Genomic DNA, 21190 nt, shown 5'->3' with positions numbered 1-21190 from the left:
GACCCCGGATGTGTCAGCTCGGGGCTTGGGTCCGTCGGTTCGACCGCGAGCCACCAGAGCCATTATGCCGGCCACGGAATCGCCGATATGGCTGAGACGCTGTTTCTCACGAGCGAGCAGACACGCGGACTCGCGGACATGCCCGAGTACGTCGAGGCGGTCCGAGAAGGGTACCGCGAGGTGGGCGGCGGTGCACCTGCCGAACCGCGCCAGAAGCTCGTCAACGGTGACCCGCCGGGATTCCTGACGAGTTATCTCGCGGTGTTACCCGAGACCGGCGCGATGGGTGGGTACACGTACGCAGCCGGCTTCGGTGCGGCTGATGCCCACTTCTTTCTGCCGCTGTTCGACGCCGAAAGCGGCGAGCCGCTGGCGCTGCTGGACGGCGCGGCGATGAACCCGTACAAGACGGGCGCAGCCGGCGGCGTCGCAGCCGACGCGCTCGCTCGCCCGGACGCCGAAACGGCTGCCATCATTGGGTCGGGCACGCAGGCGCGTGGTCAGTTGCGCGCGCTCGCAGCCGTTCGTGACCTTACCACAGTGAACGTCTACTCCACGACGAAGGCCAACCGCGAGTCGTTCGCCGCCGAGATGAACGAGGAGCTGGAGGCGGCCGTCGGTGCCGTCGCCTCCTCGGACGCCGCCGTTGAAGGGGCCGATATCGTGGTGACAGCGACGAACGCGACAGAGCCGGTGTTCGACGGCGACGTCCTCGAACCGGGCACTCACGTCACGGCAATGGGCCAGTATGACCCCTCGGCCCGCGAACTCGACGCCGACACCGTCGCGCGGGCCAAGTACGTCCCCGACTTGCGTGCGCGTGCCTTCTCTGACTCGGGGGAGTTTCTGCAGGCCCGCGAGGAAGGAGCAATCGATGACGACCACGTCCACGCGGAACTGGGCGAGGTGGTCGCCGGCGAGGCACCCGGTCGCGAAAATCGCGAGGAGATCACCATGTTTGACTCCGGCGGTACGGGTGTCGAAACGGTCGCCGCGGGATATATGCTCTACGAGCGGGCGCGGGCCGAGGGGCTCGGCAGTACAATCGAGTTCGCACCGGCAAGTGAGGCACTCCGATAGCGACCAGCGCCGACCCCGGGGCAAGGGGTCGGCGCGGCCCACGCATGGGGATTGTGGGGGAGCCCCCCACGTCAGGTTCGGAGCCCCCGCTGGGCAAAAATCTAGCCTGAAGCGCAGTTCTGTTCGACAACCGAGAGGTCAGAGGTACGGTGCGAGGCCGAGCGCCTCGACCAGCGGGACGCCGGCGATAGCTGCACCGATGATGTATCCGCCGATGGCACCGCCATTCAGCAGTGGAAGGCCGGCGTGAGCCCGCCCGCGGACCACGAACCGCATCAGGACGAGCAGGCCGACCAACGTCCCCGCGGCGGCCGTCAGTGCCGGAAGTGGTACGCCGGCGACGGCAGCCGGCAACGACAGGAAGTGGGCGGCACTCGCCACGAGGACCGTCGGCATCACCGCGTCACCGAGGCCGATGAAGAAGGCGTCGCGGTCGGTGGCGGCCTCCGTCGAATCGCCCGCAGTAGCGTCCGTCGTGGCGTCGTCGCCATCGGTCGCTTCTGGGGCGTCAGTACCGGTCATCTCGTCGCGTTCCTGGCCGTCGTCGTCAAGGAACGAGTACGACAGTGACAGCGGTACGACCAGCAGGACCGGCACTTTGAGATCCATGACGCCGGAGGCGAGGTCGAGCATGTGCTCGGTGCCGTAGACGGAGACGGCATCGTAGACGGCGAGTACGACCAGCAGCACCACCGCGGGCAACAGGCCGAACGAAATACCGAACAGCCCGGCGGCGCCGCCACCCATCACGACGCCTGCGGCGTCGATGACGTACCACTCCGGGTGAATGAGCAGCGCCGCCGCCAGGCCAAGGGCGGCACCGGCCGCCAGGACGGAGATACCCGCGACGGTGACGACCGGCAGGACGACGGAGAACACGTAGTAGCTGATGACGGTCGCGCTGAACGCCACCAGCGCACGGACGAGCCCTTCGACGTTCAGTTTGAATGCGGCCAGCATCCCCGCCGTCGCGACGAGGATACCGACGATGTACACGAGGCTGTTAGTCGGGTCGTCGGTCTGTCCTTCGGGGACCGCCTGGTAACCGGCGGCGTCGAACGGCGCGACCAGCGCGAGCGCGCTGACCTGCACGAGGACGAACAGGCCGACGATAGCCCCGACCGCAAGCGCGGTCCGGTTCATATGGCCACGTCGCGGTCACGTGGTAAGGCGGTTGCGCTCGCCGGCCGCGCGGACGGCGAAGTAAAGTGAACCCGGCCCCCACCGGCGGACGTGATACGCAACCTCGCCGCGGATGTCGGCGGGTTCACGAGCAACGCTTTCCTCGTCGCCGGCGACGACCCGGACGCGCGGACCGTTCTCGTCGATCCTGGCAACGAGTTCGATGTCGTCTCCCGCGTCGAGGCAGCTATAGACGGCCTCGATGCCGTCGTACTCACACATACCCACGCGGATCACATCGGCAACGTCGACGCCGTCGTTGAGGCGTTCGATGTCGATGTCTGGGGGTACAACCCCGACCATCCGCTCGTCGACCACGCCCTCGCGGATGAGGAAGATACCCGACTCGGCGGCCACGACTACCGGGTACTCCACACCCCTGGCCACAAAGACGATCACGTCTGTCTGATTCGCGGAGACGGGGCCGTCGTGTTCGCAGGTGATCTCGTGTTTGCGGACGGCGGCTTCGGCCGGACCGACCTGGAAGAGGGCGACCGCGCACGGCTCATCGACAGCATCGAACGGCTGCTGGCGTCGACAGACGAGCGGCTGCAAGAGCTCCACGCCGGCCACGGCCCGAGCGTGCACCGAGACGCCCGCGAGCACGTCGAACTGGCGCTCCGGGCTGCTCGCACCTACTGAGCAGCCACAGTCGTCAGCCGCTCGTATGCAGGGGCGTACGCCGTCGCGATGGCATCGGGGTCTTCCTGTTCCGCCTGTGAAAGCGCCGGCAGTTCGACCGTCGCGGCCGGCTCCACAAGTTCGAGCACGTTGTCGACCCGCTCCTCGAGGCGGCCCTCCCGGGCGCTTCCAGAGGCGACCTCGCAAGCCTTCAGGTAGCGGTCGCCATCGAACACACGGCAGCGGCGCGGCTCCACGACGGCGACGGCATCCGCGACGATATCGGGATGCGGACGGGCGATGTCGGCATACGACTCGATGACGGCCCGGTCGCGGGCGGTCGCCTCAGCGATAACCCGCTCGGTGGCTGGAGCGTGAAGCTGTGCCATCAGGTCGTTGAACGCCGGCAGTGATTCGACCGCATGGGCGTCCGCGAGCGGCAGCGACTCGCTGACGGACGCCGGCACCTCAACGGTGTCGTTGCGGACGAACTCCGTGTCGTCGCCGGTCCACACGCGGTCACAGACGAACTGGCGGCCATCACGGCCAAGCAGGCCAGCGCCGCGGCCGGGGGTCGGGAGCCACAGCCGGTGGACCGGATTGATCTCTTCGGGGGCTACCTCCCCGGGCGAGGCGGCTGCAAGGCGCTTCGCATCCTTCCCATAGAGGCGGCCGTCTGCGACGGCCCGGCGGTAGTCATCGTGGTCGAACCAGTAGTCGTTGCCTGCCCGGGGCTTGTAGCCCCGGGCCGACCGCTCGCGACAGAGCCCCGCAGAGAAGGTCGTTTTGCCGGCGTCGACACGGTCGCTACCGGCGACGAGCAGCCTCATCGGTCGTCCCGCAGTCCGTAGAAGCCTGGTTCGTCATCGCGGTCGGGTTCCGCGAAGCAGAACTGCTCTGCATGGTCAAGCATCCACGGCACCGCCCAGTCGAGCAGAATCGCCTCTGTCTCGGCATCGAGGTCCTCGTCAGGGTCGACACCCTGTAGCAGTCGGGCAATCTCGTAGACAGTGTACATCTGGTCGGCCTCGAGCACCTCGGGTGGCTCGCGAAACTCGAACGGACGCAGATCGTCGAAGGCGGCTTTTGATCGTGGCATGTCCGCGCTTGCAGCGACCAGCCCCTAAACGCACCGGGCGAGCCCGCGGCTACCCGCGGTGAAAAACGGAGAAGACGGACCGTTACTCGAACAGCTCCGTGACCGTCTCGAACTCCTCTTCGGCCTTCTCCCAGTTCACGACGTCGAAGAATGCGTCGATGAACGAGCCGCGATCCGGGCCGTAATCGTAGTAGTAGGAGTGTTCCCACACGTCCAGCGCGAGGATGGGGTGGCTCCCCCACAGCGCGCCTTGGTCGTGCTTGTCGACGGGGACGTTCCGGAGCTGTTTCGCGACGGGGTCGTAGACGAGCAGCGCCCAGCCACCCGCAGCGGACGCGGCCGCCTCGAACTCGCCTTTCCAGCCCTCGTAGGAGCCGAAGTCTTCCTCGATGCGCTCGGCCAGTGCGCCCGACGGCTCACCGCCGCCGTTCGGCGACATGTTCTCCCAGAACAGCGTGTGGAGATAGTGGCCACAGCCGTTGTGGGTGACGTTGCGCATCGCCGCGGCCGACGAGCCAAACTCGCCGGCATCACGGTTCTCGGCGAGCGTCTCCTCGGCGCTGTCGAGGCCGTTCACGTACCCCTGATGATGGGTGTCGTGGTGCCACGTCAACACCTGCTCGCTGATTGACGGTTCGAGGGCGTCGTAGTCGTACGGAAGCGGGTCGAGCTCGGGGTGTGAACGTTCACTCATGGGTCTAACCTCCGTGCGAACGAACACGTGCGTCGGTTAAAAGGATTGAGGAGTATACCCGCACTTCCGGTACTCGATTTATGTACAAATGCCGATAGGACTACTCGTCAGGGTCCTCACCACGGGCGCGCTTGAACATTGCCAGCGCCTGCTCACGCCGCTCACTGTGGTCGACAATCGGGGCCGGATAGTCGGGTGCCGCGGATGTCCGTGCTGTGTCATCGAGTTCGTGCCACGAATGAATCGTCTCTGGGTTGACGCCGCGAAGCTCGGGGACATACTCGCGGATGTACTTTGCGTTTGGGTCGTAGCGCTCGCCCTGTGTCATCGGATTGAAAATCCGGAAGTACGGCTGGGCATCGGTCCCGGTGGAGGCGGCCCACTGCCAGCCGCCGTTATCGCTGGCGGTGTTGTGGTCGACCAGGTGATCGCGGAAGTGAGCGTAGCCGTGCCGCCAGTCTGCCAACAGGTCTTTCGTGAGAAACGAGGCGACGATCATCCGCACGCGATTGTGCATCCACGCTTCCGCCCGCAGTTGGCGCATCCCCGCGTCGACGATGGGATAGCCCGTCTCGCCACGCTTCCACGCCTCGATCTCCGTGGGGTCGTCGTGCCAGTCGATGCCTTCCTCGTACGTCTTGTAGTTCTCCGTCACCACCTCTGGGTTGAAATGGAGGACGTGAGCGTAGAACTCCCGCCAAGCGAGTTCGCCCTGGAACGCCTCGACGGACTCGGCCGCCGTCTCATCGGGCGCGTCAGCAGCGGCCTGCTCGGTCGCAGCGTACACTTCCCGAGGGCCAATAGTTCCCCACCGAAGGTGCGGCGAGAGCCGTGAGGTGGCGTCTACGGCAGGGTCGTCACGTGTCTCATCGTACTCGTAAATCGGCCCGTCGACGAACGTCTCCAGTCGCTCCTCTGCCGCCTGATGGGAGGCGGCCGGCAGGTCGGCCTTCGGCTCCTCGAAGCCCAATTCCTTGAGCGTCGGCAGCGGTTCGCCTGGCGCGTCGACAACCGTCTCCGGCGGCGCGTGGGGCGTCTCTTTCTCCCGGTCGCGCCACTTTTTCCAGAAGTATGTGTAGACAGAGTATGGATCGCCGGCATTCGTGGTGATAGAGCCGGGTTCGTGGTGGAGCGCGTCCTCATGGCTCCGGACATCTACGCCCGCATCCTCAAGGGTCGCGGTGACGGCGCGGTCCCGCTCGCGGGCCAACCCCGAGTGGTCGATATTGTAGTGGACCGTCGCGACATCGTGGGTGGTCGCCAGGTCGGCCAGTACGCGGGCTGGGTCACCGTGGGCGACGTGAAGGTCACCGCCCCGCTCGCGGTACTGCTCTCTGAGTGCCGCCAGCGCCTCAAGCATGAAGGCGACACGAGGTGGCGACCCGTGTGCGAGCACCGTTTCGTCGAAAATGAAGACCGGCAACACCGGGTCGTCGGCCGCCGCGAGACCCACATTGTCCGTGGCCCGGAGGTCGCTCCGGTGCCAGTGTATGTTCATACTGGACAATGGGCCGCCGTCGTCGTATATCTACTCCCTCCGGCGGGGACACCAACATCTCTAACACCCGCGACCCGTTCGACCAGATATGGATGCGTTCGACCTCAGTGGACGGACGGCGGTGGTGACTGGCGGCTCTCGCGGCATCGGCCGAGCGATAGCCCACGGACTGGCGGCGGCCGGCGCGGACGTCGCACCGCTGGCCCGCTCACGCGATGACGTAGCCGCCGTCGCTGACGAGGTGCGCGAGCGCGGCGCTGCCTCCACGGTGACGACCTGTGACGTGAGCGACGAGGACGACGTCCGAGCGGCCTTCGCGGAGGTCCGGCAGGCGCTCGGGCCGCTCGACATCGTGGTGAACAACGCGGGCGTCAACCCCGATGCCGCGCTGGGGCCACCGGAGGCTGTCGACAGCGACGACTTCGACTTCGTGACGGATGTGAACCTTGCGGGCGCGTTCGCCTGCGCGCGGGTCGCTGCCGAGGACCTTCACGACCGGGGCGGGAGTCTCGTCAACGTCGCCTCCGTCGGTGGGTTGGTTGGGCTGCCGCGCCAGCACCCCTACGTCGCCTCGAAACACGGGCTCGTCGGCCTGACGAAGTCGATGGCGCTTGACTGGGCACCAGACGTCCGCGTGAATTGCGTCGCCCCGGGGTACGTCGCGACGGACCTCACAGAGGGGTTGACCGAAAATGAGGAACTCGCAGCATCGATCCGTGAGCGGACGCCGCTGGATCGGTTTGCCGACCCCGAAGAGGTCGCCGGCCCCGTCGTCTTCCTGGCGAGCGATGCTGCCAGCTACGTCACCGGCGCGACGCTCACGGCCGACGGCGGCTGGACGGCCCGGTAGTCGAACAACGTTAACCGTCGGTCGGGATAGCTTTACAACGGCTGGCCCGCAGACCCGGATATGAGCGACGAACCAGTCATCGTCGACGTCGAAGACGGAATCGCCACTCTGACTCTGAACCGCCCGGACAGCCGCAACGCACTGGCCCGCGAGATGTCCGAGGCCATCATCGACGCCGTCGATTCGCTGGAGGGTCGCGACGACGTACGCTGTCTCGTCGTGACGGGCCAGGAAGGCACCTTCTGTGCCGGCGGTGACGTCACCGCGATGACCGAGCGGCTGGCAGGCGATGTCCCACTACACGAGGCGGTGCGCAACATCCAGCAGGTCACCTCGCGGGCTATCCGCCGGGTCTACGAGTTCCACCGGCCGACGGTGGCGAAGGTAGACGGCGTGGCGTTCGGCGCCGGCGCCAACCTCGCGGTCGCGTGTGACATCGTCCTCGCCAGCGAGCGGGCGCGCATCTCGTTCGGGTTCCGGCAGGTTGGACTGGCGGTCGACTCGGGCACCTCGTACCTCCTGCCGCGCATCGTCGGCGAAAGCGTCGCCAAGGAGCTCGTCTACACAGGCGAGCTCGTGGAGCCGGCACGGGCCGAGGAACTGGGCCTGTTCAACCACGTCTACGAGGAGTTCGAGACGGAGGCGGACGCCTTCGTCGAGAGCATCGCATCGGGGCCGTCGGTCGCCCTGGCGACCTCGAAGCGGCTCATCGAGCAGGGATTCTCCTCGGACCTGAAGCAGGCACAGGATGACGAGGCAGCCGCACAGGCGGCCGTCTTCGAGACGCACGACCACGAGGAGGGCGCGACGGCGTTCATGGAGAGTCGGGACCCAGAGTTCACCGGCGAGTAACCCAACCCGGGCCTCGATGCCGATACCACCGGAAACCGGCTAACGACGTTCGCAGCTCGCCGGAAACTATTTTACATCGTAATCCGACGTTCCCCTATGACGTTCAAGACCGACGGGGCCCACGACGCGGTCCGCCGTGCGGTGCGAGAGTTCGGCGAAGAGGAGATTCGGCCGGTCGCGAAAGAGCACGACGAGAACAAGGAGTATCCGCTCGAGCTCCGCAAGAAAGCCGCAGAGTACGACTTCGTCGCTCCCTCCATCCCCGAAGAGTACGGCGGCGCGGGGATGGACCCCATCTCGCGATCCATCGTTACCGAAGAGCTGTGGCGTGCTGACCCCGGCATCGGGAGTGCCATCGGCTCGGCCGGCTTCGGTTCGTCGATGATTCTGGAGTACGGCGACGAGTGGATGAAAGAGGAGTGGCTGCCGCGCATCACGGCCGGCGAGTCGGCCTCCTTCTCGGCCATCTCCGAACCGGCTCACGGCTCGAATGTCGCCGGGATGGAGACGACCGCCGAGAAGGACGGCGACGAGTGGGTTATCGACGGCAACAAGACCTGGATCACGAACGGCACTGTCGCGGACGTGGGTGTGCTGATGGCAAAGACCAGCCCCGGTGAGGGCCACCGCGGCATCACCGCCTTCCTCGTCCCCGCCGACCGTGATGGGTTCGTCCCGACGAAAATCGACAACAAACTCGGAATCCGGGCGTCTGACCTGGCGGAGATTCAGCTCAACGGCGTCCGCGTCCCTGAAGAGAACGTCATCGGCGAGGTAGACAAGGGATTCTACCAGCTGATGGAGTTCTTCGCGGCCGGCCGGACGAGCGTCGCAGCCCAGGCAGTCGGCGCCGCACAGGGTGCCCTCGACGCTGCCCGCGAATACGCCGGCGAGCGCGAGCAGTTCGGCCAGAAGATCAGCGAGTTCCAAGCAGTGAGCCACAAGGTCGCCGACATGGCGACGCAGGTCGAGGCCGCGCGGTCGCTCACCTACCGAGCCGCCAGCCACGTTGCCGAAAGTAAGGACGACGAAGCGGTGAAGCTGGCCTCGATGGCGAAGCTGTTCGCCTCCGAGATGTCTGTCGATGTTGCGGACGACGCCATCCAGGTCCACGGCGGTGCGGGCTACGTCACCGACCACCCGGTCGAGCGGTTCTTCCGGGATGCCCGCATCACCAAGATCTACGAGGGAACCTCGGAAATCCAGAAGAACATCATTTCCGACCGCCTGCTGTGAGCCCGATAGACCACGCGGCGTGGACCGACGCCCAGTCGTCGGTGACGGTCGACGTGGACGGTCACGACGTCGAGATGGCCTACTACGAGGCCGGCCCGACAGACGCGGATCCACTCGTGTTCCTCCACGGCGTACCGACGTGGGGCTACCTCTGGCGTCGGGTGGCGCCTGCATTCACCGACGAGTACCGGGTCGTTGTTCCGGATCTCGTCGGGTACGGCAACAGCGAGAACGGTGAAGGGTTCGACCGGTCGATTCGGGCCCAAGAGCAGGCACTTGCCGGTCTGCTGTCGGCACTCGATATCGAGACCTGTTCACTCGTCGCGCACGATATCGGCGGCGGCGTCGCGCTGCGGTTCGCTGCCCACCAGCCCGAACGGGTTGATCAGCTGGTCTGCTCGAACGTCGTCTGTTACGACTCCTGGCCGGTAGATTTCATCGTCGAGACGGGGCTACCGAAGACGGCCCAGCTCTCCGACGAGGAGCTAGACGGCCAGCTCGACTTCGCGTTCGCAGACGGGGCCTACGGCGAGGCCGACCCCGAGTTCGTCGCGGGAATGAAGTATCCATGGCTGGAGCGGGACGGCGGGAAGGTCGCGCTCGCGCGGGCGGCCGTCTCGACGAACACCAACCACACGATGGAGATTCCCTACGACGACATCACCGCCGACCTCCTGTGTCTGTGGGCAGAGGATGACCAGATGCAGCCGATTCAATACGGCGAGCAGCTGGCCGAGGACGTGGGCGGCGAGGTGATCCGGCTCAACGAGGCGTTCCACTGGGTGCCCGAGGACCGCGGCGAAGGCTACCGCGAGGAACTGCAGTCGTTCCTCGCCGGCTAACCGAAACCAACACATAATGCCGGGGTGAGAACCGCGCATGGACGACGACGCCCCCGACTGGGAATTCAAAGAGCGCGACGTACTCGTGTTGCGGGAACTGTCGCGTGACCCACAGCTGTCCTCGCGTGACCTCGCACGCATCCTTGAGGAGAAGCACGGCATCGAGGTGAGCCACGTCACCGTCAGCGAGTCAATCCGGGGGATGCGCGAACACGGCGTCTTCCGCGAGGCGGTCATCCCCAACGAGGAGTACTTTGTCTTCGGACTGTTCGAGTTCAAGTTCAATACGGAGAACTTCGAGTCCGGCTGGCGGGACGCGATGGAGTACATCCGCGAGTCGCCCAACACGCTGTTTTACTTCCTCTCTGACGGCGAGTACCAGTGGAAATCGGTGATGATGTTTCCCACCCGGTCGGCCGAGTCCCGCTGGATTCACGAGTGTTACAAAAACCACGGCGACGTCATCGACAACATTCGCAACAGCGTCGTGCACAACGTGCTGAAGTTCCGGACGGACCCGGAGATACTGGCGACGCTCCACGACGACGCGTAGCTACTCGTCGACGAAGTCGTCGAGGTGTGCCTGCCCGGCCGACCTATCGGGTTGTTGCAGCGACTCGCGGCGGTCCTGCGAGAGAGACGCGCGTTGCCATACGTCGGGCACCGCTATCGCCTCGTGGGCCCGGTCGTGCAGGCGGGCGAACCGCTCCCGGGCCTCGCTTGCCCGCCGCTCGTAGTCGACAACCGGGCGGGGATACGTGTCCCCAAGCGTGATATCTGCCTCCTCAAGGACGGCAAGCGGTGCTTTCTCCGGTCGGGGGAGGTGCGCGTCCGGGAGGGCGGCAAGTTCGGGCACGTACTCGCGGATGAATGTGCCGTCAGAATCGTACTCGCGGGCCTGCTTCGCAGGGTCGTACACTCGGACGGGGTGGACGCCGACGACCCCGGCCTGTGACTGCCACTGCGTGTGGTTGATGCCCGGGTCAGCGTCGATGAGGTGATGATAGAAGAAATCCGCGCCGTACTGCCACGGCTCGCGAAGGACGTACGTGAGGATGCTTGCGCACATCGCGCGCATCCGGAAGTTGATGAATCCCGTCTCGACGAGCGCGCGCATCGCGGCGTCGACCATCGGGAACCCAGTCTGGCCCGCCTGCCATGCAGCGAGCAGGTCCGGGTCGTGGTCGGCCCGGTAGAGCCCGCGGAAAACGGGATTGACTGCGTCGTCAGTCCAGCCGGGCCAGTCGGCGAGCTTCTGCTTGTAGTGGCGATTCCAGAACAGCCGCGATTCGTACATCTCGCGGCCGCGACAGGCGGGAGCTGCCTGCAACCGACTGTACACCTCGCGGACGGAGAGACAGCCGAATTTCAGATACGCGGAGAGCCGCGAGCAGCCCTCCTCGGCGGCCGCTGGCGGCGCGACCGATGTCGGGTAGTCAGCAATCTGGTCGAGAAAGGCGTCGAGCCGCTCGAGTGCTGCCGAACGACCCCCCGACGGGACGGCTGTCTTCGTCGGGGTCGTGTCATATCGCTCTTCTATCTCGGCGATTGTGGTGTCGTCGGCCAGCGGGTTTCCGGGGAGGTCACTTGGTTCCGGTCGGGGTGGCGTCTCCATCCACGCGGTCGCCTGCTCGCGCCAGCCGTCTCGCGTGTCACCCTCACGGACGATTCCGTCGTCGCCGAATGCCGTTACCTCGGGCCACTGGAACACGGTCTCGTCGCGAGCCCGCCCGTAGCGGGCCGTTACGTCCCGGTTGACGTAGAGGGCGTCGTGCGTCTCAAGCAGTGTCGCCAGTCGCTCCTGCGGATCGCCACAAAGGAGCGTCAGGTCCGACCCCAGGGCGCGATACTGTGCACGGAGATCCGCCAGCGACTCGTGGAGGAAGCGGAGTCGCGCGTCACAGGCGGCACCGTCATCGTAAAAGTGCGGGTCGAAGCAGAACACCGGCACGGGGTCGCCGTCGTCCGCGGCCGCTGCAAGCGCGGCGTTATCGACAGTCCGCAAATCGGACCGGTGCCAGACGAGCACGTCCACGGGTATCGTACGGGCGCTCGGTCAAAAAGCCCAGCGCGGTTGACCGTCTCCCACCCCTTCAGGGGTTGGCGTTCGCTCGCTATGTGTCAGTCCTCGACGGCACTGGCCGCGCGGACGAGCGTCCGCTCGTCGAACGCCTCGCCGACGAGCTGGAGGCCGACGGGCCCCTCCTCGGTGTCGCCTGCTGGTACCGACAGTGCGGGGAGGTTAGCGAGATTCACCGGTGTCGTGTTCGCGTCTGCAAGATACATCTTCAGCGGATCGTCCAGACTCTCGCCCAGCCGGAATGGGGTGACGGGCATCGTTGGCGAGGCGAGGACATCGGCCCGCTCGAACGCCTCGGCGAAGTCGCGGCGAATCCACGCGCGGGCGTCTTGCGCCTTTTCGTAGTACTTGTCGTGGTAGCCCGCCGACAGCGCGTAGGTGCCGAGCAGGATGCGCCGCTTCACCTCCTCGCCGAAGCCGGCGTCGCGAGCAGCCGCGAACGTCTCGTTCCAGTCCCCCTCGTGCCCGCCAGACTGTCCGTAGCGGACGCCGTCGAACCGCGCCAGGTTCGAAGACGCCTCACCCATCGCGATAACGTAGTACGCCTGGACAGCCGTCTCGACGGAGGGGAGCGACACTTCGACCGTCTCGGCGCCCTGCGCCCGTAGTGTCGCCAGTGCGGCTTCGAACTGGTCCACCACGGCATCATCGGCTCCCTCGACCAGTTGGGATGGGATACCGATCGTGAGGCCGTCGACATCGCCGTCCGCGGCGTCAGCGTAGGTCGTCTCGTCGGGGGCACGGGTTGTGGCGTCTCGTTCGTCGGGCCCGGCGATGACCTCCAGTAGCTCGGCCGCCTCTTCGACGGTCGGGGCAAGCGGGCCGATCTGCTCAAGCGAGTTGGCGTATGCAACAAGCCCGTACCGCGAGACCAGCCCGTAAGTTGGTTTGATGCCGACGACACCACAGAACGCGGCAGGACAGCGCACAGAACCGCCGGTATCAGATCCGAGCGCGAGGTCCGCCTCGCCGGCTGCGACCGCCGCCGCCGACCCGCCCGAGGAGCCCCCCGGCACCCGGTCTGGCGCAGCCGGGTTGTCTGTCGGGCCGAATGCTGATGTCTCCGTGGTCGTCCCCATCCCGAACTCGTCCATGTTCGTCTTGCCGACGATGGTCGCGCCGGCAGTCTTCAGCCGCTCGACCACTGTCGCGTCGTAGGGCGGGACGTAGTCGGCGAGCATCTCTGAGCCGCAGGTTGTAGCAACCCCCTCCGTGGAGATGTTGTCCTTGATGGCGACCGTCTGGCCGGACAGGGGACCCTCTTCAGTCGAGGGAATCTCTTCGCGGGTGATGAACGCGTTTAAATCCGAACTCATTACGACACCTTTGGGCCTTTGAAGTAGCCGTCCTCCGTTTCAGGGGCGTTCGCGAGCGCCTCTTCCTGGGTGAGCCCCTCGCGCACCTCGTCAGGACGGAACACGTTGTCGAGGTCCGTCTCGGCCTCAACCTCGGGTACCTCGTCGAGCGCCTCAAAGTACGAGAGGATATCGTCGAACTGCTCGGCGAACCGTTCAACTTCTGTCTCGTCGAGGTCGACGCGCGCCAACGACGCGATGCGTTCGACCTCCTCGTGGTTGACCATACCGACCGGTCCGCGGCAAGCGGGCTAAGGGTTTCGAAGCCGCAAGAGGGGGCAAAGGACTGATACGCCCGTGAATTTAAGTTGCTCGGTCTCCTATTATTGGATGTATTGGTCGGTTTTACCACCGTCGCCGTCCCCCGGAACCCCAACATGTCAGATACGAACGTGAGACGCTTCCAGCGGACCCGAGACGAGGAGGAACGAGACGAGGAGCGCCAGCAGGGCGAAGAACTCGAGTGTCCCGAATGTAGTGGGTCGCTCGCGACGGACACGGAACACGGCGAAACGGTCTGTGAGGACTGTGGGCTCGTCATCGAGGAAGACGAAATCGACCGCGGGCCGGAGTGGCGCGCGTTCGACTCTGCCGAGAAAGACGAGAAATCCCGCGTCGGCGCTCCCACCACCCAGATGATGCACGACAAGGGGCTGTCGACGAATATCGGCTGGCAGGACAAAGACGCCTACGGCAAGTCTCTGTCCAACCGCCAGCGGCAGAAGATGCAGCGGCTGCGGACGTGGAACGAGCGGTTCCGCACCCGTGACTCCAAGGAGCGCAATCTCAAGCAGGCCCTCGGCGAGATCGACCGGATGGCCTCCGCGCTCGGCCTCCCGGACAATGTCCGCGAGACGTCCAGCGTCATCTACCGGCGGGCGCTCAATGAGAACCTCCTGCCGGGTCGCTCCATCGAGGGGGTAGCGACGGCGAGCCTGTACGCGGCCGCCCGGCAGGCCGGCACGCCGCGCTCGCTCGACGAGATTACGCAGGTCTCTCGCGTCGAGAAAGACGAAATCGCGCGGACGTACCGGTATGTCGTTCGGGAACTCGGCCTGGAGGTCGCACCCGCCGACCCCGAAAGCTACGTCCCCCGGTTCGCATCCGACCTCGATCTCTCGGACGAGGCCGAGCGTCGGGCACGCCAGCTGCTCAAGAGCGCGAAAGAGCAGGGCATCCACTCTGGGAAGTCGCCGGTCGGCCTCGCGGCGGCGGCAGTCTACGCCGCGTCGCTCCTGACGAACGAGAAGGTAACCCAGTCGGACGTGAGCGAGGTGGCCAACATCTCGGAGGTCACCATCCGCAACCGCTACCACGAACTGCTGGAAGCCGAGGACGGTATCACCACCTGAGGACAGCGACGTTTTCTGTGCGACGGCCGTAGACCACCTGTGGTCCGGAGCTACGAGTACGTCTGTCCCGAGTGTGGTAACGCCGTCGTGCGGGAGTACCGCGTCCCGAGCGTGGTCCGGACCTGTGAGGAAGGCTGCGGGTTCGACCACTACATCCGGGCGGATTTGCTGGAGAAAGTCGAGTCCGTCCCCGAGTCTGCCCGACCCGACGACTGGGACGACCTCGACAACGCCGAACGGGTGTACGTCGCACTCCGCGAGGGCGTGGTCTCGCTGCCTGACCTGCAGTGACCGGGCGTATCTGAGTGCGGGCGAGAACACCCCGCGCTCAAGGACGAACCTGCATCGCCGTCGTCAATTGGATACCCGAAGCGTGTTGGTTCCGTTCCTGTAGTGGAAACCTTCGCCCATCAGGGTAGGAAGGATGTCAAGTGGGCCGGCCCCGAGGGGTCGGTGTGGAGACGACCCGCCACTTCGTCGCGACGATATACGTCGTCGCCGACGGCGCGACCCTGCTGCACGAACACGACCGCCTGGAGATGTGGCTCCCTCCCGGCGGCCACATCGACCGTGACGAACTCCCCCACGAGGCCGCTCTCCGGGAGTGTTACGAGGAGACAGGTCTCGAGCCAGAACTCATCGCGCCAACAGACGATCTCGAGAGCGAGACGGCCCGGTCACTCCCGCAGCCACAGCAGTTCCTGCTGGAAGACATCAACGTCTACGGCGACGAGGTCGGCCACCAGCACGTCGACTTCGTCTTCTACGGCCGAGCTGAGAGCCGCGAGGTGGCCCCCGCAGGCGATGACGAGGCCCCCCCGGCAGCATGGGAGTGGTTCGACGCGGATGCCCTGCGCGCCCGGGCGGACGAACTGCCGGCAGACGTGGTCGAGGTCGGGCTGACAGCCATCGAGACGGTCGAACGCTAAAGCGCTGCGCGTAGCGCCCGGGCCACTCGCCGGGTCACGCCGCCGCCGAACTGCCGCAGCGAGATGCGCCACGGCGTCCGCTTGCCGACGACCGAGGTACGACCCTCGCGTATCGCCTCAAGGATGGCCCCGGCTGTCCGGTCGGTCGCGCCAATCTCCGTGACAGCCTGGCCGACCATCTCCGCGATATGGGCGTCCGAGCCGGCCGTCATCGGGAGGTTACGGGCAGCGGCAAACCGTTCTGCCGTCCGGTTAGAGCGGCCAGTAAACAGCCGCGAATTGTACACCTCGATAGCGTCGGCGCCGGCCAGTTCCGCCTCGGAGACGTGCGGGGCGACGCCGTGGCGCGACCGCTGGAACGGGTGAGGGACAACGGCGATTCCGCCCTGTGCGCGGATACGGTCGAGTGTCTCTCCGAACGGAAGTCCCGCCGGGACGAGTTCCTCAACGCCGAGCGCGAGGACGTGCCCCGCCTCGCTGGTCACCTCCATCCCGGGAATGCCAACGAGGCCGTAGTCGGAGGCGCGCTCGGCGGCTGCAAGGCTGGCGTCGATTTCGTCGTGGTCTGTGACTGCCAGCGCGTCGAGCCCCACAGCCTCTGCCTGCGCGAGCAGCATGTCGACCGGGTCGCGTCCATCGTATGACAGCGATGAGTGACAGTGGAGCTCGGCCCGGAGCACAGCGAAGAGTGGGGCGGCGCCATAAAAAGCCCGCCGGTCACCGAAGGCAGCGCCCCCCGTCGTGTGGGCACGGTCGTGGACATGGCAAGCGTTTTCTCCGGTGCCGATGGACACCAGCACGAATGCCGCTCGCGCCGTCAGACCGCGAACTCGTCGCCGAGGAGCTCGGTCGTCAGCCCACCGATGCGGAGGAGGCACTGTTCGAGAACCTCTGGAGTGAACACTGCGCGTACCGCTCCTCGCGCCCGCTGCTGTCGGCGTTCACCTCCGAGAGCGACGATGTCGTCGTCGGGCCGGGCGACGACGCAGCCGTCGTCGCGCTCGATGACGCGACTTACCTCACACTGGGCGTCGAAAGCCACAATCATCCATCCTACGTCGACCCGTTCGACGGCGCAGCGACCGGCGTCGGCGGCATCGTCCGCGATACGATGTCGATGGGCGCGTACCCGATTGCACTGGCCGATTCGCTGTATTTCGGCGACTTCGACCGCGAACACTCTCGCTACCTCTTCGAGGGTGTCGTCGAGGGCATCAGCCACTACGGGAACTGTATCGGCGTCCCCACGGTCACCGGCAGCGTCGCCTTTCACGACGGCTACGAGGGCAATCCGCTCGTCAACGTCGCCTGCATCGGGCTGACGGACGCCGACCGGCTCGTCACTGCCGAGGCGACGACACCGGGGAACAAACTCGTCCTCGTGGGCAACGCAACTGGTCGCGACGGGCTCGGCGGCGCCTCCTTCGCCAGCGAGGACCTCGCGGAGGACGCCGAGACGGAGGACCGGCCGGCGGTGCAGGTGGGCGACCCGTACGCCGAGAAGCTACTCATCGAGGCAAACGAACGACTCGTCGATGAGGACCTGATCCGTGCAGCCCGCGATTTGGGCGCAGCGGGATTAGGTGGCGCCTCCTCGGAACTGGTCGCGAAGGGTGGGCTCGGCGCCCGTATCACCCTCGAGCAGGTCCACCAGCGAGAGCCGAACATGAATGCGCTGGAGATCCTGCTTGCAGAGTCACAGGAGCGGATGTGCTACGAGGTGCGGCCAGAGGATGTCCCGGCCGTCCGCGAGATTGCAGACCGGTTCGACTTGGGGTCGTCGGTCATCGGCGAGGTGACGGACGGGAACTACGTCTGCACCTTCGACGGAGAGACGGTCGTGGACGCACCCGCGGAGTTCCTGGCGGACGGCGCACCGATGAACAATCTCGATCGGGCCGAACCGACACCCCAGTCCCGCAATCTCCCGACCCCGACGCCCGACCTTGCGACAGCCTTCGAGACGGTCGTTGGCCACCCAAATACCGCCTCGAAACGGTGGGTCTACCGGCAGTACGACCACGAGGTGGGCAACCGGACGGCGAAGCGGCCAGGCGACGATGCCGCCCTGTTGGCGGTCCGCGAGGCAGAGACAGGCGTAGCGATCTCGGCAGGCGCGGATCCGAACTGGACGGACGCTGCACCCTACGATGGTGCCCGCGCGGTCGCGCTGGAGAACGCGACAAACCTCGCGGCTGTTGGCGCGACGCCGCTCGCGGCCGTCGACTGTCTCAACGGCGGCAACCCCGAGAAGCCCGACGTATACGGCGGGTTTGCGGCCGTCGTCGATGGGCTGGCCGACATGTGTCGCTCGCTGGCCACACCGGTCGTTGGCGGCAACGTCTCGCTGTACAACGACTCGGCGGCTGGCCCGGTCGCGCCGACGCCGACACTGGCCGTCGTCGGAACCAGCGAGACATACGACGCGCCCGGGACTGCGCTCGACGGCGGCGGCCGACTCCTCTTTATCGGCGACCCGTCGGCGGCGCTGGGCGGCAGTCAGTATCTCGCCAGTCACGGCGGAACCGATGCGTTCCCGACGCTTCCCGACGACCCACTGTCGGTCGTTGAGGCGGTAGCGACGGTCGCTGGTCAGGGAACGACGACCGCCGTCCACGACGTGAGTCACGGTGGCCTCGCAGCGACGCTCGCCGAGATGGTGACTGACAGTGTCGGCGCGTCGGTGACGCTCGACGGTGAGGGGCGCCCGGCAGAACGGCTCTTCGCTGAGCGGCCGGGCCGGGTTGTCGTTGAGACGACCGATCCCGAGGCAGTCCGGGCGGCCGTCGGCGATGTCGCGCCGGTGGTCGATCTCGGCACCTCCGATGGTTCGGGTGAACTCACCGTCTCGATTGACGAGACGACCCTCGCTTACGATGCCAACGAGATTGCCGACCTGCGTGCCGTGATCGACCGGGAACTGTCGTAGCTACAACTCCACGGATTCACCGGCCTCCGCCTCGCGGGCTGCCGCGAGCACGTGTCGGCCGGTTGCGGCGTCCAGCACTGCCGTGCCGACGCTCTTCACGAGCACTATCTCCTCAGGGCCGACACGGGGCTCGCCGCCGGCGACCGCCGTCGAGAAGGGAGTCAGTTCGACGTGGTCGGTTCCAAGAAGGTCACCTGTTTCGGCGGCCTCGTCGGGAACGTCGGCGTACGGGCGGGCTGCACGCTCGACGACGGCCGGTGGCAGTTCCTGTGTCTCGGCCGTGTAAGCGCCGACGGCGACGACGAGTGTCCCGTCGGTGAGCGCCCCGGGCGGGAACGTCGGCTCGGTCGCCGTCGTCGCCGTAACGACGACGTCCGCTTCCGCTACGGCTTCGCCGGGGGCGTTCACGGACCGAGCTGGGATTCCGCGGGTCTGCAGGTCACGGGCGCAGACGTGTCGGGAGTCACTGGGGGAGTATATGCGGACGGTATCGACTTCGACGGCCGCGTCGATGGCGCGCGTCTGCCAGCGCGCTTGAGCACCGGCCCCGATGACACCCACCTCAACCGGTGGCTCAGCCAGTCGCTCGACGGCAAGACCGCCGATGCAGCCGGTCCGGGCGTTGGTGATGCGGTCGCCCGCGAGCAGCGCCGTTGGGTCGCCCGTCCGGGCGTCGGTCAACAGGATTTGCGCATGGACGCTGGGTCGCTCGGGTGGGTTGTCCGGGTGGACGCTGGCGAGCTTCGTCGCGTACGTCTCGTCGCCGTGGAGATACGCGGGCATCGTGAGGGCGGTGCCAAGTGGGTCGTCGCCGTCGAGCCCGGCCCCGACGGGGAAGTGGGGGCGGTCGGGTCGCTCCACCGCGCCGCGGCCCTGCCGCTCGAAGGCATCGGCGATCACCGGCAGAAGCTCCGACAGGTCAAGGAGGTCGCTCACGTCGGCGTCGGAACAGACGAGCATACGCCGACGACGCCCTGAGGGGTGATGAACCTGATTGCGGAAGTGCGATGAGAACGTCCCGTTCTTTACCCCGGGGAGGCTGTCACGCGAGCAGCAGGGGGACGGCGAAGACGACGAGCAGGCCGACCAGCGCGACGGCCGCGCCGATGGCGACCTCGCGGCCGGTGTAGTCGGACTGCGGGGCCGTGGTGCGCTCGGCGGTGTCATCGTGTGGGTGATGCTCGTGGTCGTCGTGATCTGCGGTCATGTCCGAGCGTTCGGGCCGGCCCACTTCGCCGTTGCGGTTCGGGCGTCGAAACCGTCAAACGGGGCCGCTGGCTACCTCGGGGCATCGAATGACACTCACGAAACGCATCATTCCGTGTATCGACGTCGACATCGACGAAGACGGCGAGGCGGCCGTCTTCACGGGGGTGAATTTCGAAGATCTCGAGTACACCGGCGACCCCGTGGAGATGGCGAAGAAGTACAACGATGCGGGCGCAGACGAGTTCGTCTTTCTCGATATCACCGCCAGTGCGGAGGGTCGCGAGACGATGCTTGAGACGGTCTCTGCGGTGGCCGACGAGGTGTTCATCCCGCTGACGGTGGGGGGCGGCATCCGCACCCGGGAGGACATCAAGGAGACACTCCGGGCGGGGGCGGACAAGGTGTCAATCAACTCGGGGGCAATCGCCCGGCCGGAACTCGTGAATGAGGGCGCCCGCGCGTTCGGCTCGCAGTGTATCGTCATCTCGGTGGATGCCCGCCGCCGGTTCGATGAGGCGGGCGAACACTACGTCGAGGTAGACGGAGAGTCCTGCTGGTTCGAGTGTACGGTCAAGGGCGGCCGCGAAGGGACCGACCTCGATGTCATCGAGTGGGCACGCGAGGCCGAGCAGCGGGGTGCAGGCGAGCTGTTCGTGAACAGTATCGACGCCGACGGGACAAAAGAGGGGTACGACATCCCGCTCACCAGGGCTGTCTGCGAGAGCGTCTCGACGCCGGTTATCGCCTCCTCAGGCTGTGGCGGCCCCGAGGACATGTACGAGGTGTTCACAGAGGCGGGCGCGGACGCGGGGCTCGCGGCTTCGATTTTCCACTTCAACGAGTTCGGCATCGGCGAGGTAAAGCGGTATCTCGATGAGCGGGGCGTCCCCGTCAGGCTGTAGGTGATACGGAGCGAGCGAACGCCCACCTCTTCAGGGGTGAGCGGATATCACACGCGTCAGGCGGCCGCCTCGAAGGCGTCACGGAACGCGGTCGACTTCGCGCGCACCTCGGCGGCAGCGGCCTCTAGCGCGTCAAGCGGGGCGGTTCCTTCCTCCGTCTTCACTGTCAGGATGGGATCCGTCTGGCCTCCCGACTGTTCGGGGTTCATGTCGTAGGTGGCGGCGGTGACCCCCTCCGTCTCCAGCAGCGCACTTTTGAGTACATTCATGAACGTGTGGTCCTCGCCAGCGATCTCGATGGCGAGTTCCGTCTCCTCGTTCTCGATGACCCGCAGGTCCATGTATACGGGACGGAGACGCCCGCGCAAGTAGCTTACGAACCCCTCGCAGGCTACGACGGCTGTGCGAGCGGGCCCGGGTATTTACGCCGGTAGCCCAGGTCCGCATCCAGGCTAACATCGCTAAACCGCTGGCGGTGGA

Annotated in this window: 24 protein-coding genes; 12 read left to right on the top strand and 12 right to left on the bottom strand. The window is 66.3% G+C overall.

Going from position 1 to position 21190, the window contains the following annotated elements; genetic code table 11:
• Positions 1-87 precede the first annotated feature (87 nt).
• On the top strand, positions 88-1080 hold the full coding sequence (locus ABEJ63_RS08070) for an ornithine cyclodeaminase family protein (RefSeq protein ID WP_375795848.1): 993 nt from the start codon (positions 88-90) through the stop codon (positions 1078-1080).
• Positions 1081-1218: 138 nt separating this feature from the next.
• Here ABEJ63_RS08070 and ABEJ63_RS08065 read toward each other — a convergent pair whose 3' ends face one another.
• Positions 1219-2223, bottom strand: coding sequence for a presenilin family intramembrane aspartyl protease PSH (locus tag ABEJ63_RS08065; protein ID WP_375795847.1), 1005 nt, complete (start codon positions 2221-2223; stop codon positions 1219-1221).
• A gap of 90 nt (positions 2224-2313) precedes the next feature.
• On the opposite strand from ABEJ63_RS08065, the gene ABEJ63_RS08060 reads away from it, so the two are divergent.
• Complete coding sequence (locus ABEJ63_RS08060) at positions 2314-2904, top strand: MBL fold metallo-hydrolase (protein WP_375795846.1); 591 nt, start codon at positions 2314-2316, stop codon at positions 2902-2904.
• On the opposite strand, the gene ABEJ63_RS08055 is transcribed toward ABEJ63_RS08060, so the two are convergent.
• The 4 genes from ABEJ63_RS08055 to ABEJ63_RS08040 form a co-directional block, all read right to left on the bottom strand.
• Positions 2898-3713 carry an ATPase gene (locus ABEJ63_RS08055; protein WP_375795845.1) on the bottom strand — a complete coding sequence of 272 codons (816 nt, stop codon included), beginning with the start codon at positions 3711-3713 and terminating at the stop codon, positions 2898-2900. The genes ABEJ63_RS08060 and ABEJ63_RS08055 overlap by 7 nt on opposite strands.
• Positions 3710-3982 carry a DUF5827 family protein gene (locus ABEJ63_RS08050; RefSeq protein WP_375795844.1) on the bottom strand — a complete coding sequence of 91 codons (273 nt, stop codon included), beginning with the start codon at positions 3980-3982 and terminating at the stop codon, positions 3710-3712. The genes ABEJ63_RS08055 and ABEJ63_RS08050 overlap by 4 nt, the downstream gene beginning before the upstream one ends.
• Before the next feature lie 82 nt (positions 3983-4064).
• Positions 4065-4676 (bottom strand): superoxide dismutase, encoded by a 612-nt coding sequence (gene sod / locus ABEJ63_RS08045; RefSeq protein WP_375795843.1) that lies wholly within the window; start codon positions 4674-4676, stop codon positions 4065-4067.
• A 100-nt stretch (positions 4677-4776) separates the two neighbouring features.
• Positions 4777-6174, bottom strand: coding sequence for a cryptochrome/photolyase family protein (locus ABEJ63_RS08040; protein ID WP_375795842.1), 1398 nt, complete (start codon positions 6172-6174; stop codon positions 4777-4779).
• A gap of 88 nt (positions 6175-6262) precedes the next feature.
• Between ABEJ63_RS08040 and ABEJ63_RS08035 the strand changes: the two genes are divergently transcribed.
• The 5 genes from ABEJ63_RS08035 (at position 6263) to ABEJ63_RS08015 (ending at position 10507) form a co-directional block, all read left to right on the top strand.
• Positions 6263-7024, top strand: a complete 762-nt coding sequence (locus ABEJ63_RS08035) for an SDR family NAD(P)-dependent oxidoreductase (RefSeq protein WP_375795841.1) — start codon at positions 6263-6265, stop codon at positions 7022-7024.
• Positions 7025-7084: 60 nt separating this feature from the next.
• Positions 7085-7876, top strand: a complete 792-nt coding sequence (locus tag ABEJ63_RS08030) for an enoyl-CoA hydratase/isomerase family protein (protein WP_375795840.1) — start codon at positions 7085-7087, stop codon at positions 7874-7876.
• A gap of 96 nt (positions 7877-7972) precedes the next feature.
• Positions 7973-9112 (top strand): acyl-CoA dehydrogenase family protein, encoded by a 1140-nt coding sequence (locus ABEJ63_RS08025; RefSeq protein WP_375795839.1) that lies wholly within the window; start codon positions 7973-7975, stop codon positions 9110-9112.
• 5 nt (positions 9113-9117) lie between these two features.
• The gene (locus ABEJ63_RS08020; RefSeq protein ID WP_375795944.1) at positions 9118-9954 is read left to right on the top strand and encodes an alpha/beta fold hydrolase; all 837 of its coding nucleotides are present in this window, start codon (positions 9118-9120) and stop codon (positions 9952-9954) included.
• A gap of 37 nt (positions 9955-9991) precedes the next feature.
• Entirely contained in the window at positions 9992-10507 is a 516-nt protein-coding gene (locus tag ABEJ63_RS08015) for a winged helix-turn-helix domain-containing protein (RefSeq protein WP_375795838.1), read from the top strand.
• Here ABEJ63_RS08015 and ABEJ63_RS08010 read toward each other — a convergent pair whose 3' ends face one another.
• The 3 genes from ABEJ63_RS08010 to gatC all read right to left on the bottom strand — a co-directional run bounded on the left by ABEJ63_RS08010 (position 10508) and on the right by gatC (position 13616).
• Positions 10508-11989, bottom strand: coding sequence for an FAD-binding domain-containing protein (locus ABEJ63_RS08010; RefSeq protein WP_375795837.1), 1482 nt, complete (start codon positions 11987-11989; stop codon positions 10508-10510). It lies immediately after the preceding gene.
• Positions 11990-12075: 86 nt separating this feature from the next.
• On the bottom strand, positions 12076-13350 hold the full coding sequence (gene gatA, locus ABEJ63_RS08005) for an Asp-tRNA(Asn)/Glu-tRNA(Gln) amidotransferase subunit GatA (RefSeq protein ID WP_375795836.1): 1275 nt from the start codon (positions 13348-13350) through the stop codon (positions 12076-12078).
• The gene (gatC, locus tag ABEJ63_RS08000; protein ID WP_375795835.1) at positions 13350-13616 is read right to left on the bottom strand and encodes an Asp-tRNA(Asn)/Glu-tRNA(Gln) amidotransferase subunit GatC; all 267 of its coding nucleotides are present in this window, start codon (positions 13614-13616) and stop codon (positions 13350-13352) included. Before gatC ends, gatA begins: the two co-directional genes overlap by 1 nt.
• A gap of 150 nt (positions 13617-13766) precedes the next feature.
• Here gatC and ABEJ63_RS07995 point away from each other — a divergent pair, with 150 nt between their 5' ends.
• The 3 genes from ABEJ63_RS07995 to ABEJ63_RS07985 all read left to right on the top strand — a co-directional run bounded on the left by ABEJ63_RS07995 (position 13767) and on the right by ABEJ63_RS07985 (position 15670).
• On the top strand, positions 13767-14741 hold the full coding sequence (locus ABEJ63_RS07995; protein WP_375795834.1) for a transcription initiation factor IIB family protein: 975 nt from the start codon (positions 13767-13769) through the stop codon (positions 14739-14741).
• 39 nt (positions 14742-14780) lie between these two features.
• Positions 14781-15032, top strand: a complete 252-nt coding sequence (locus ABEJ63_RS07990) for a hypothetical protein (RefSeq protein WP_375795833.1) — start codon at positions 14781-14783, stop codon at positions 15030-15032.
• 164 nt (positions 15033-15196) lie between these two features.
• Positions 15197-15670, top strand: coding sequence for an NUDIX hydrolase (locus ABEJ63_RS07985; RefSeq protein ID WP_375795832.1), 474 nt, complete (start codon positions 15197-15199; stop codon positions 15668-15670).
• On the opposite strand, the gene ABEJ63_RS07980 is transcribed toward ABEJ63_RS07985, so the two are convergent.
• Positions 15667-16350 carry a PHP domain-containing protein gene (locus ABEJ63_RS07980; protein WP_375795831.1) on the bottom strand — a complete coding sequence of 228 codons (684 nt, stop codon included), beginning with the start codon at positions 16348-16350 and terminating at the stop codon, positions 15667-15669. The two genes, ABEJ63_RS07985 and ABEJ63_RS07980, sit on opposite strands and share 4 nt — an antisense overlap.
• A gap of 122 nt (positions 16351-16472) precedes the next feature.
• Between ABEJ63_RS07980 and purL the strand changes: the two genes are divergently transcribed.
• Complete coding sequence (gene purL, locus ABEJ63_RS07975; RefSeq protein ID WP_375795830.1) at positions 16473-18599, top strand: phosphoribosylformylglycinamidine synthase subunit PurL; 2127 nt, start codon at positions 16473-16475, stop codon at positions 18597-18599.
• On the opposite strand, the gene ABEJ63_RS07970 is transcribed toward purL, so the two are convergent.
• Positions 18600-19559: an ornithine cyclodeaminase family protein gene (locus tag ABEJ63_RS07970; protein ID WP_375795829.1), complete on the bottom strand. Its 960-nt coding sequence runs from the start codon at positions 19557-19559 to the stop codon at positions 18600-18602.
• 82 nt (positions 19560-19641) lie between these two features.
• Complete coding sequence (locus tag ABEJ63_RS07965) at positions 19642-19806, bottom strand: hypothetical protein (RefSeq protein WP_375795828.1); 165 nt, start codon at positions 19804-19806, stop codon at positions 19642-19644.
• Positions 19807-19894: 88 nt separating this feature from the next.
• On the opposite strand from ABEJ63_RS07965, the gene hisF reads away from it, so the two are divergent.
• Positions 19895-20710 (top strand): imidazole glycerol phosphate synthase subunit HisF, encoded by an 816-nt coding sequence (gene hisF, locus ABEJ63_RS07960; RefSeq protein WP_375795827.1) that lies wholly within the window; start codon positions 19895-19897, stop codon positions 20708-20710.
• A gap of 56 nt (positions 20711-20766) precedes the next feature.
• Here the strand turns inward: hisF and ABEJ63_RS07955 are convergent, their stop codons facing one another.
• A complete protein-coding gene (locus ABEJ63_RS07955; RefSeq protein WP_375795826.1) occupies positions 20767-21051 on the bottom strand; it encodes a DNA-directed RNA polymerase subunit L in 285 nt (94 codons plus the stop codon).
• Positions 21052-21190: the final 139 nt, after the last annotated feature.

It is taken from the genome of Halosegnis sp. (assembly GCF_042216475.1).
Lineage (GTDB): Archaea > Halobacteriota > Halobacteria > Halobacteriales > Haloarculaceae > Halosegnis.
The sequence above is the reverse complement of the archived record's forward strand: the minus strand, read 5'-3'. Positions and strand labels throughout refer to the sequence as shown.

Excerpts from the sequence above, each read along its gene's own strand:
- ABEJ63_RS08070 (WP_375795848.1), top strand. The coding sequence starts at position 88 with ATGGCTGAGACGCTGTTTCTCACGAGCGAGCAGACACGCGGACTCGCG.
- ABEJ63_RS08065 (WP_375795847.1), bottom strand. The coding sequence starts at position 2,223 with ATGAACCGGACCGCGCTTGCGGTCGGGGCTATCGTCGGCCTGTTCGTC.
- ABEJ63_RS08055 (WP_375795845.1), bottom strand. The coding sequence starts at position 3,713 with ATGAGGCTGCTCGTCGCCGGTAGCGACCGTGTCGACGCCGGCAAAACG.
- ABEJ63_RS08050 (WP_375795844.1), bottom strand. The coding sequence starts at position 3,982 with ATGCCACGATCAAAAGCCGCCTTCGACGATCTGCGTCCGTTCGAGTTT.
- sod (WP_375795843.1), bottom strand. The coding sequence starts at position 4,676 with ATGAGTGAACGTTCACACCCCGAGCTCGACCCGCTTCCGTACGACTAC.
- ABEJ63_RS08040 (WP_375795842.1), bottom strand. The coding sequence starts at position 6,174 with ATGAACATACACTGGCACCGGAGCGACCTCCGGGCCACGGACAATGTG.
- ABEJ63_RS08035 (WP_375795841.1), top strand. The coding sequence starts at position 6,263 with ATGGATGCGTTCGACCTCAGTGGACGGACGGCGGTGGTGACTGGCGGC.
- ABEJ63_RS08030 (WP_375795840.1), top strand. The coding sequence starts at position 7,085 with ATGAGCGACGAACCAGTCATCGTCGACGTCGAAGACGGAATCGCCACT.
- ABEJ63_RS08025 (WP_375795839.1), top strand. The coding sequence starts at position 7,973 with ATGACGTTCAAGACCGACGGGGCCCACGACGCGGTCCGCCGTGCGGTG.
- ABEJ63_RS08015 (WP_375795838.1), top strand. The coding sequence starts at position 9,992 with ATGGACGACGACGCCCCCGACTGGGAATTCAAAGAGCGCGACGTACTC.
- gatA (WP_375795836.1), bottom strand. The coding sequence starts at position 13,350 with ATGAGTTCGGATTTAAACGCGTTCATCACCCGCGAAGAGATTCCCTCG.
- gatC (WP_375795835.1), bottom strand. The coding sequence starts at position 13,616 with ATGGTCAACCACGAGGAGGTCGAACGCATCGCGTCGTTGGCGCGCGTC.
- ABEJ63_RS07995 (WP_375795834.1), top strand. The coding sequence starts at position 13,767 with ATGTCAGATACGAACGTGAGACGCTTCCAGCGGACCCGAGACGAGGAG.
- purL (WP_375795830.1), top strand. The coding sequence starts at position 16,473 with ATGCCGCTCGCGCCGTCAGACCGCGAACTCGTCGCCGAGGAGCTCGGT.
- ABEJ63_RS07970 (WP_375795829.1), bottom strand. The coding sequence starts at position 19,559 with ATGCTCGTCTGTTCCGACGCCGACGTGAGCGACCTCCTTGACCTGTCG.
- ABEJ63_RS07965 (WP_375795828.1), bottom strand. The coding sequence starts at position 19,806 with ATGACCGCAGATCACGACGACCACGAGCATCACCCACACGATGACACC.
- hisF (WP_375795827.1), top strand. The coding sequence starts at position 19,895 with ATGACACTCACGAAACGCATCATTCCGTGTATCGACGTCGACATCGAC.
- ABEJ63_RS07955 (WP_375795826.1), bottom strand. The coding sequence starts at position 21,051 with ATGGACCTGCGGGTCATCGAGAACGAGGAGACGGAACTCGCCATCGAG.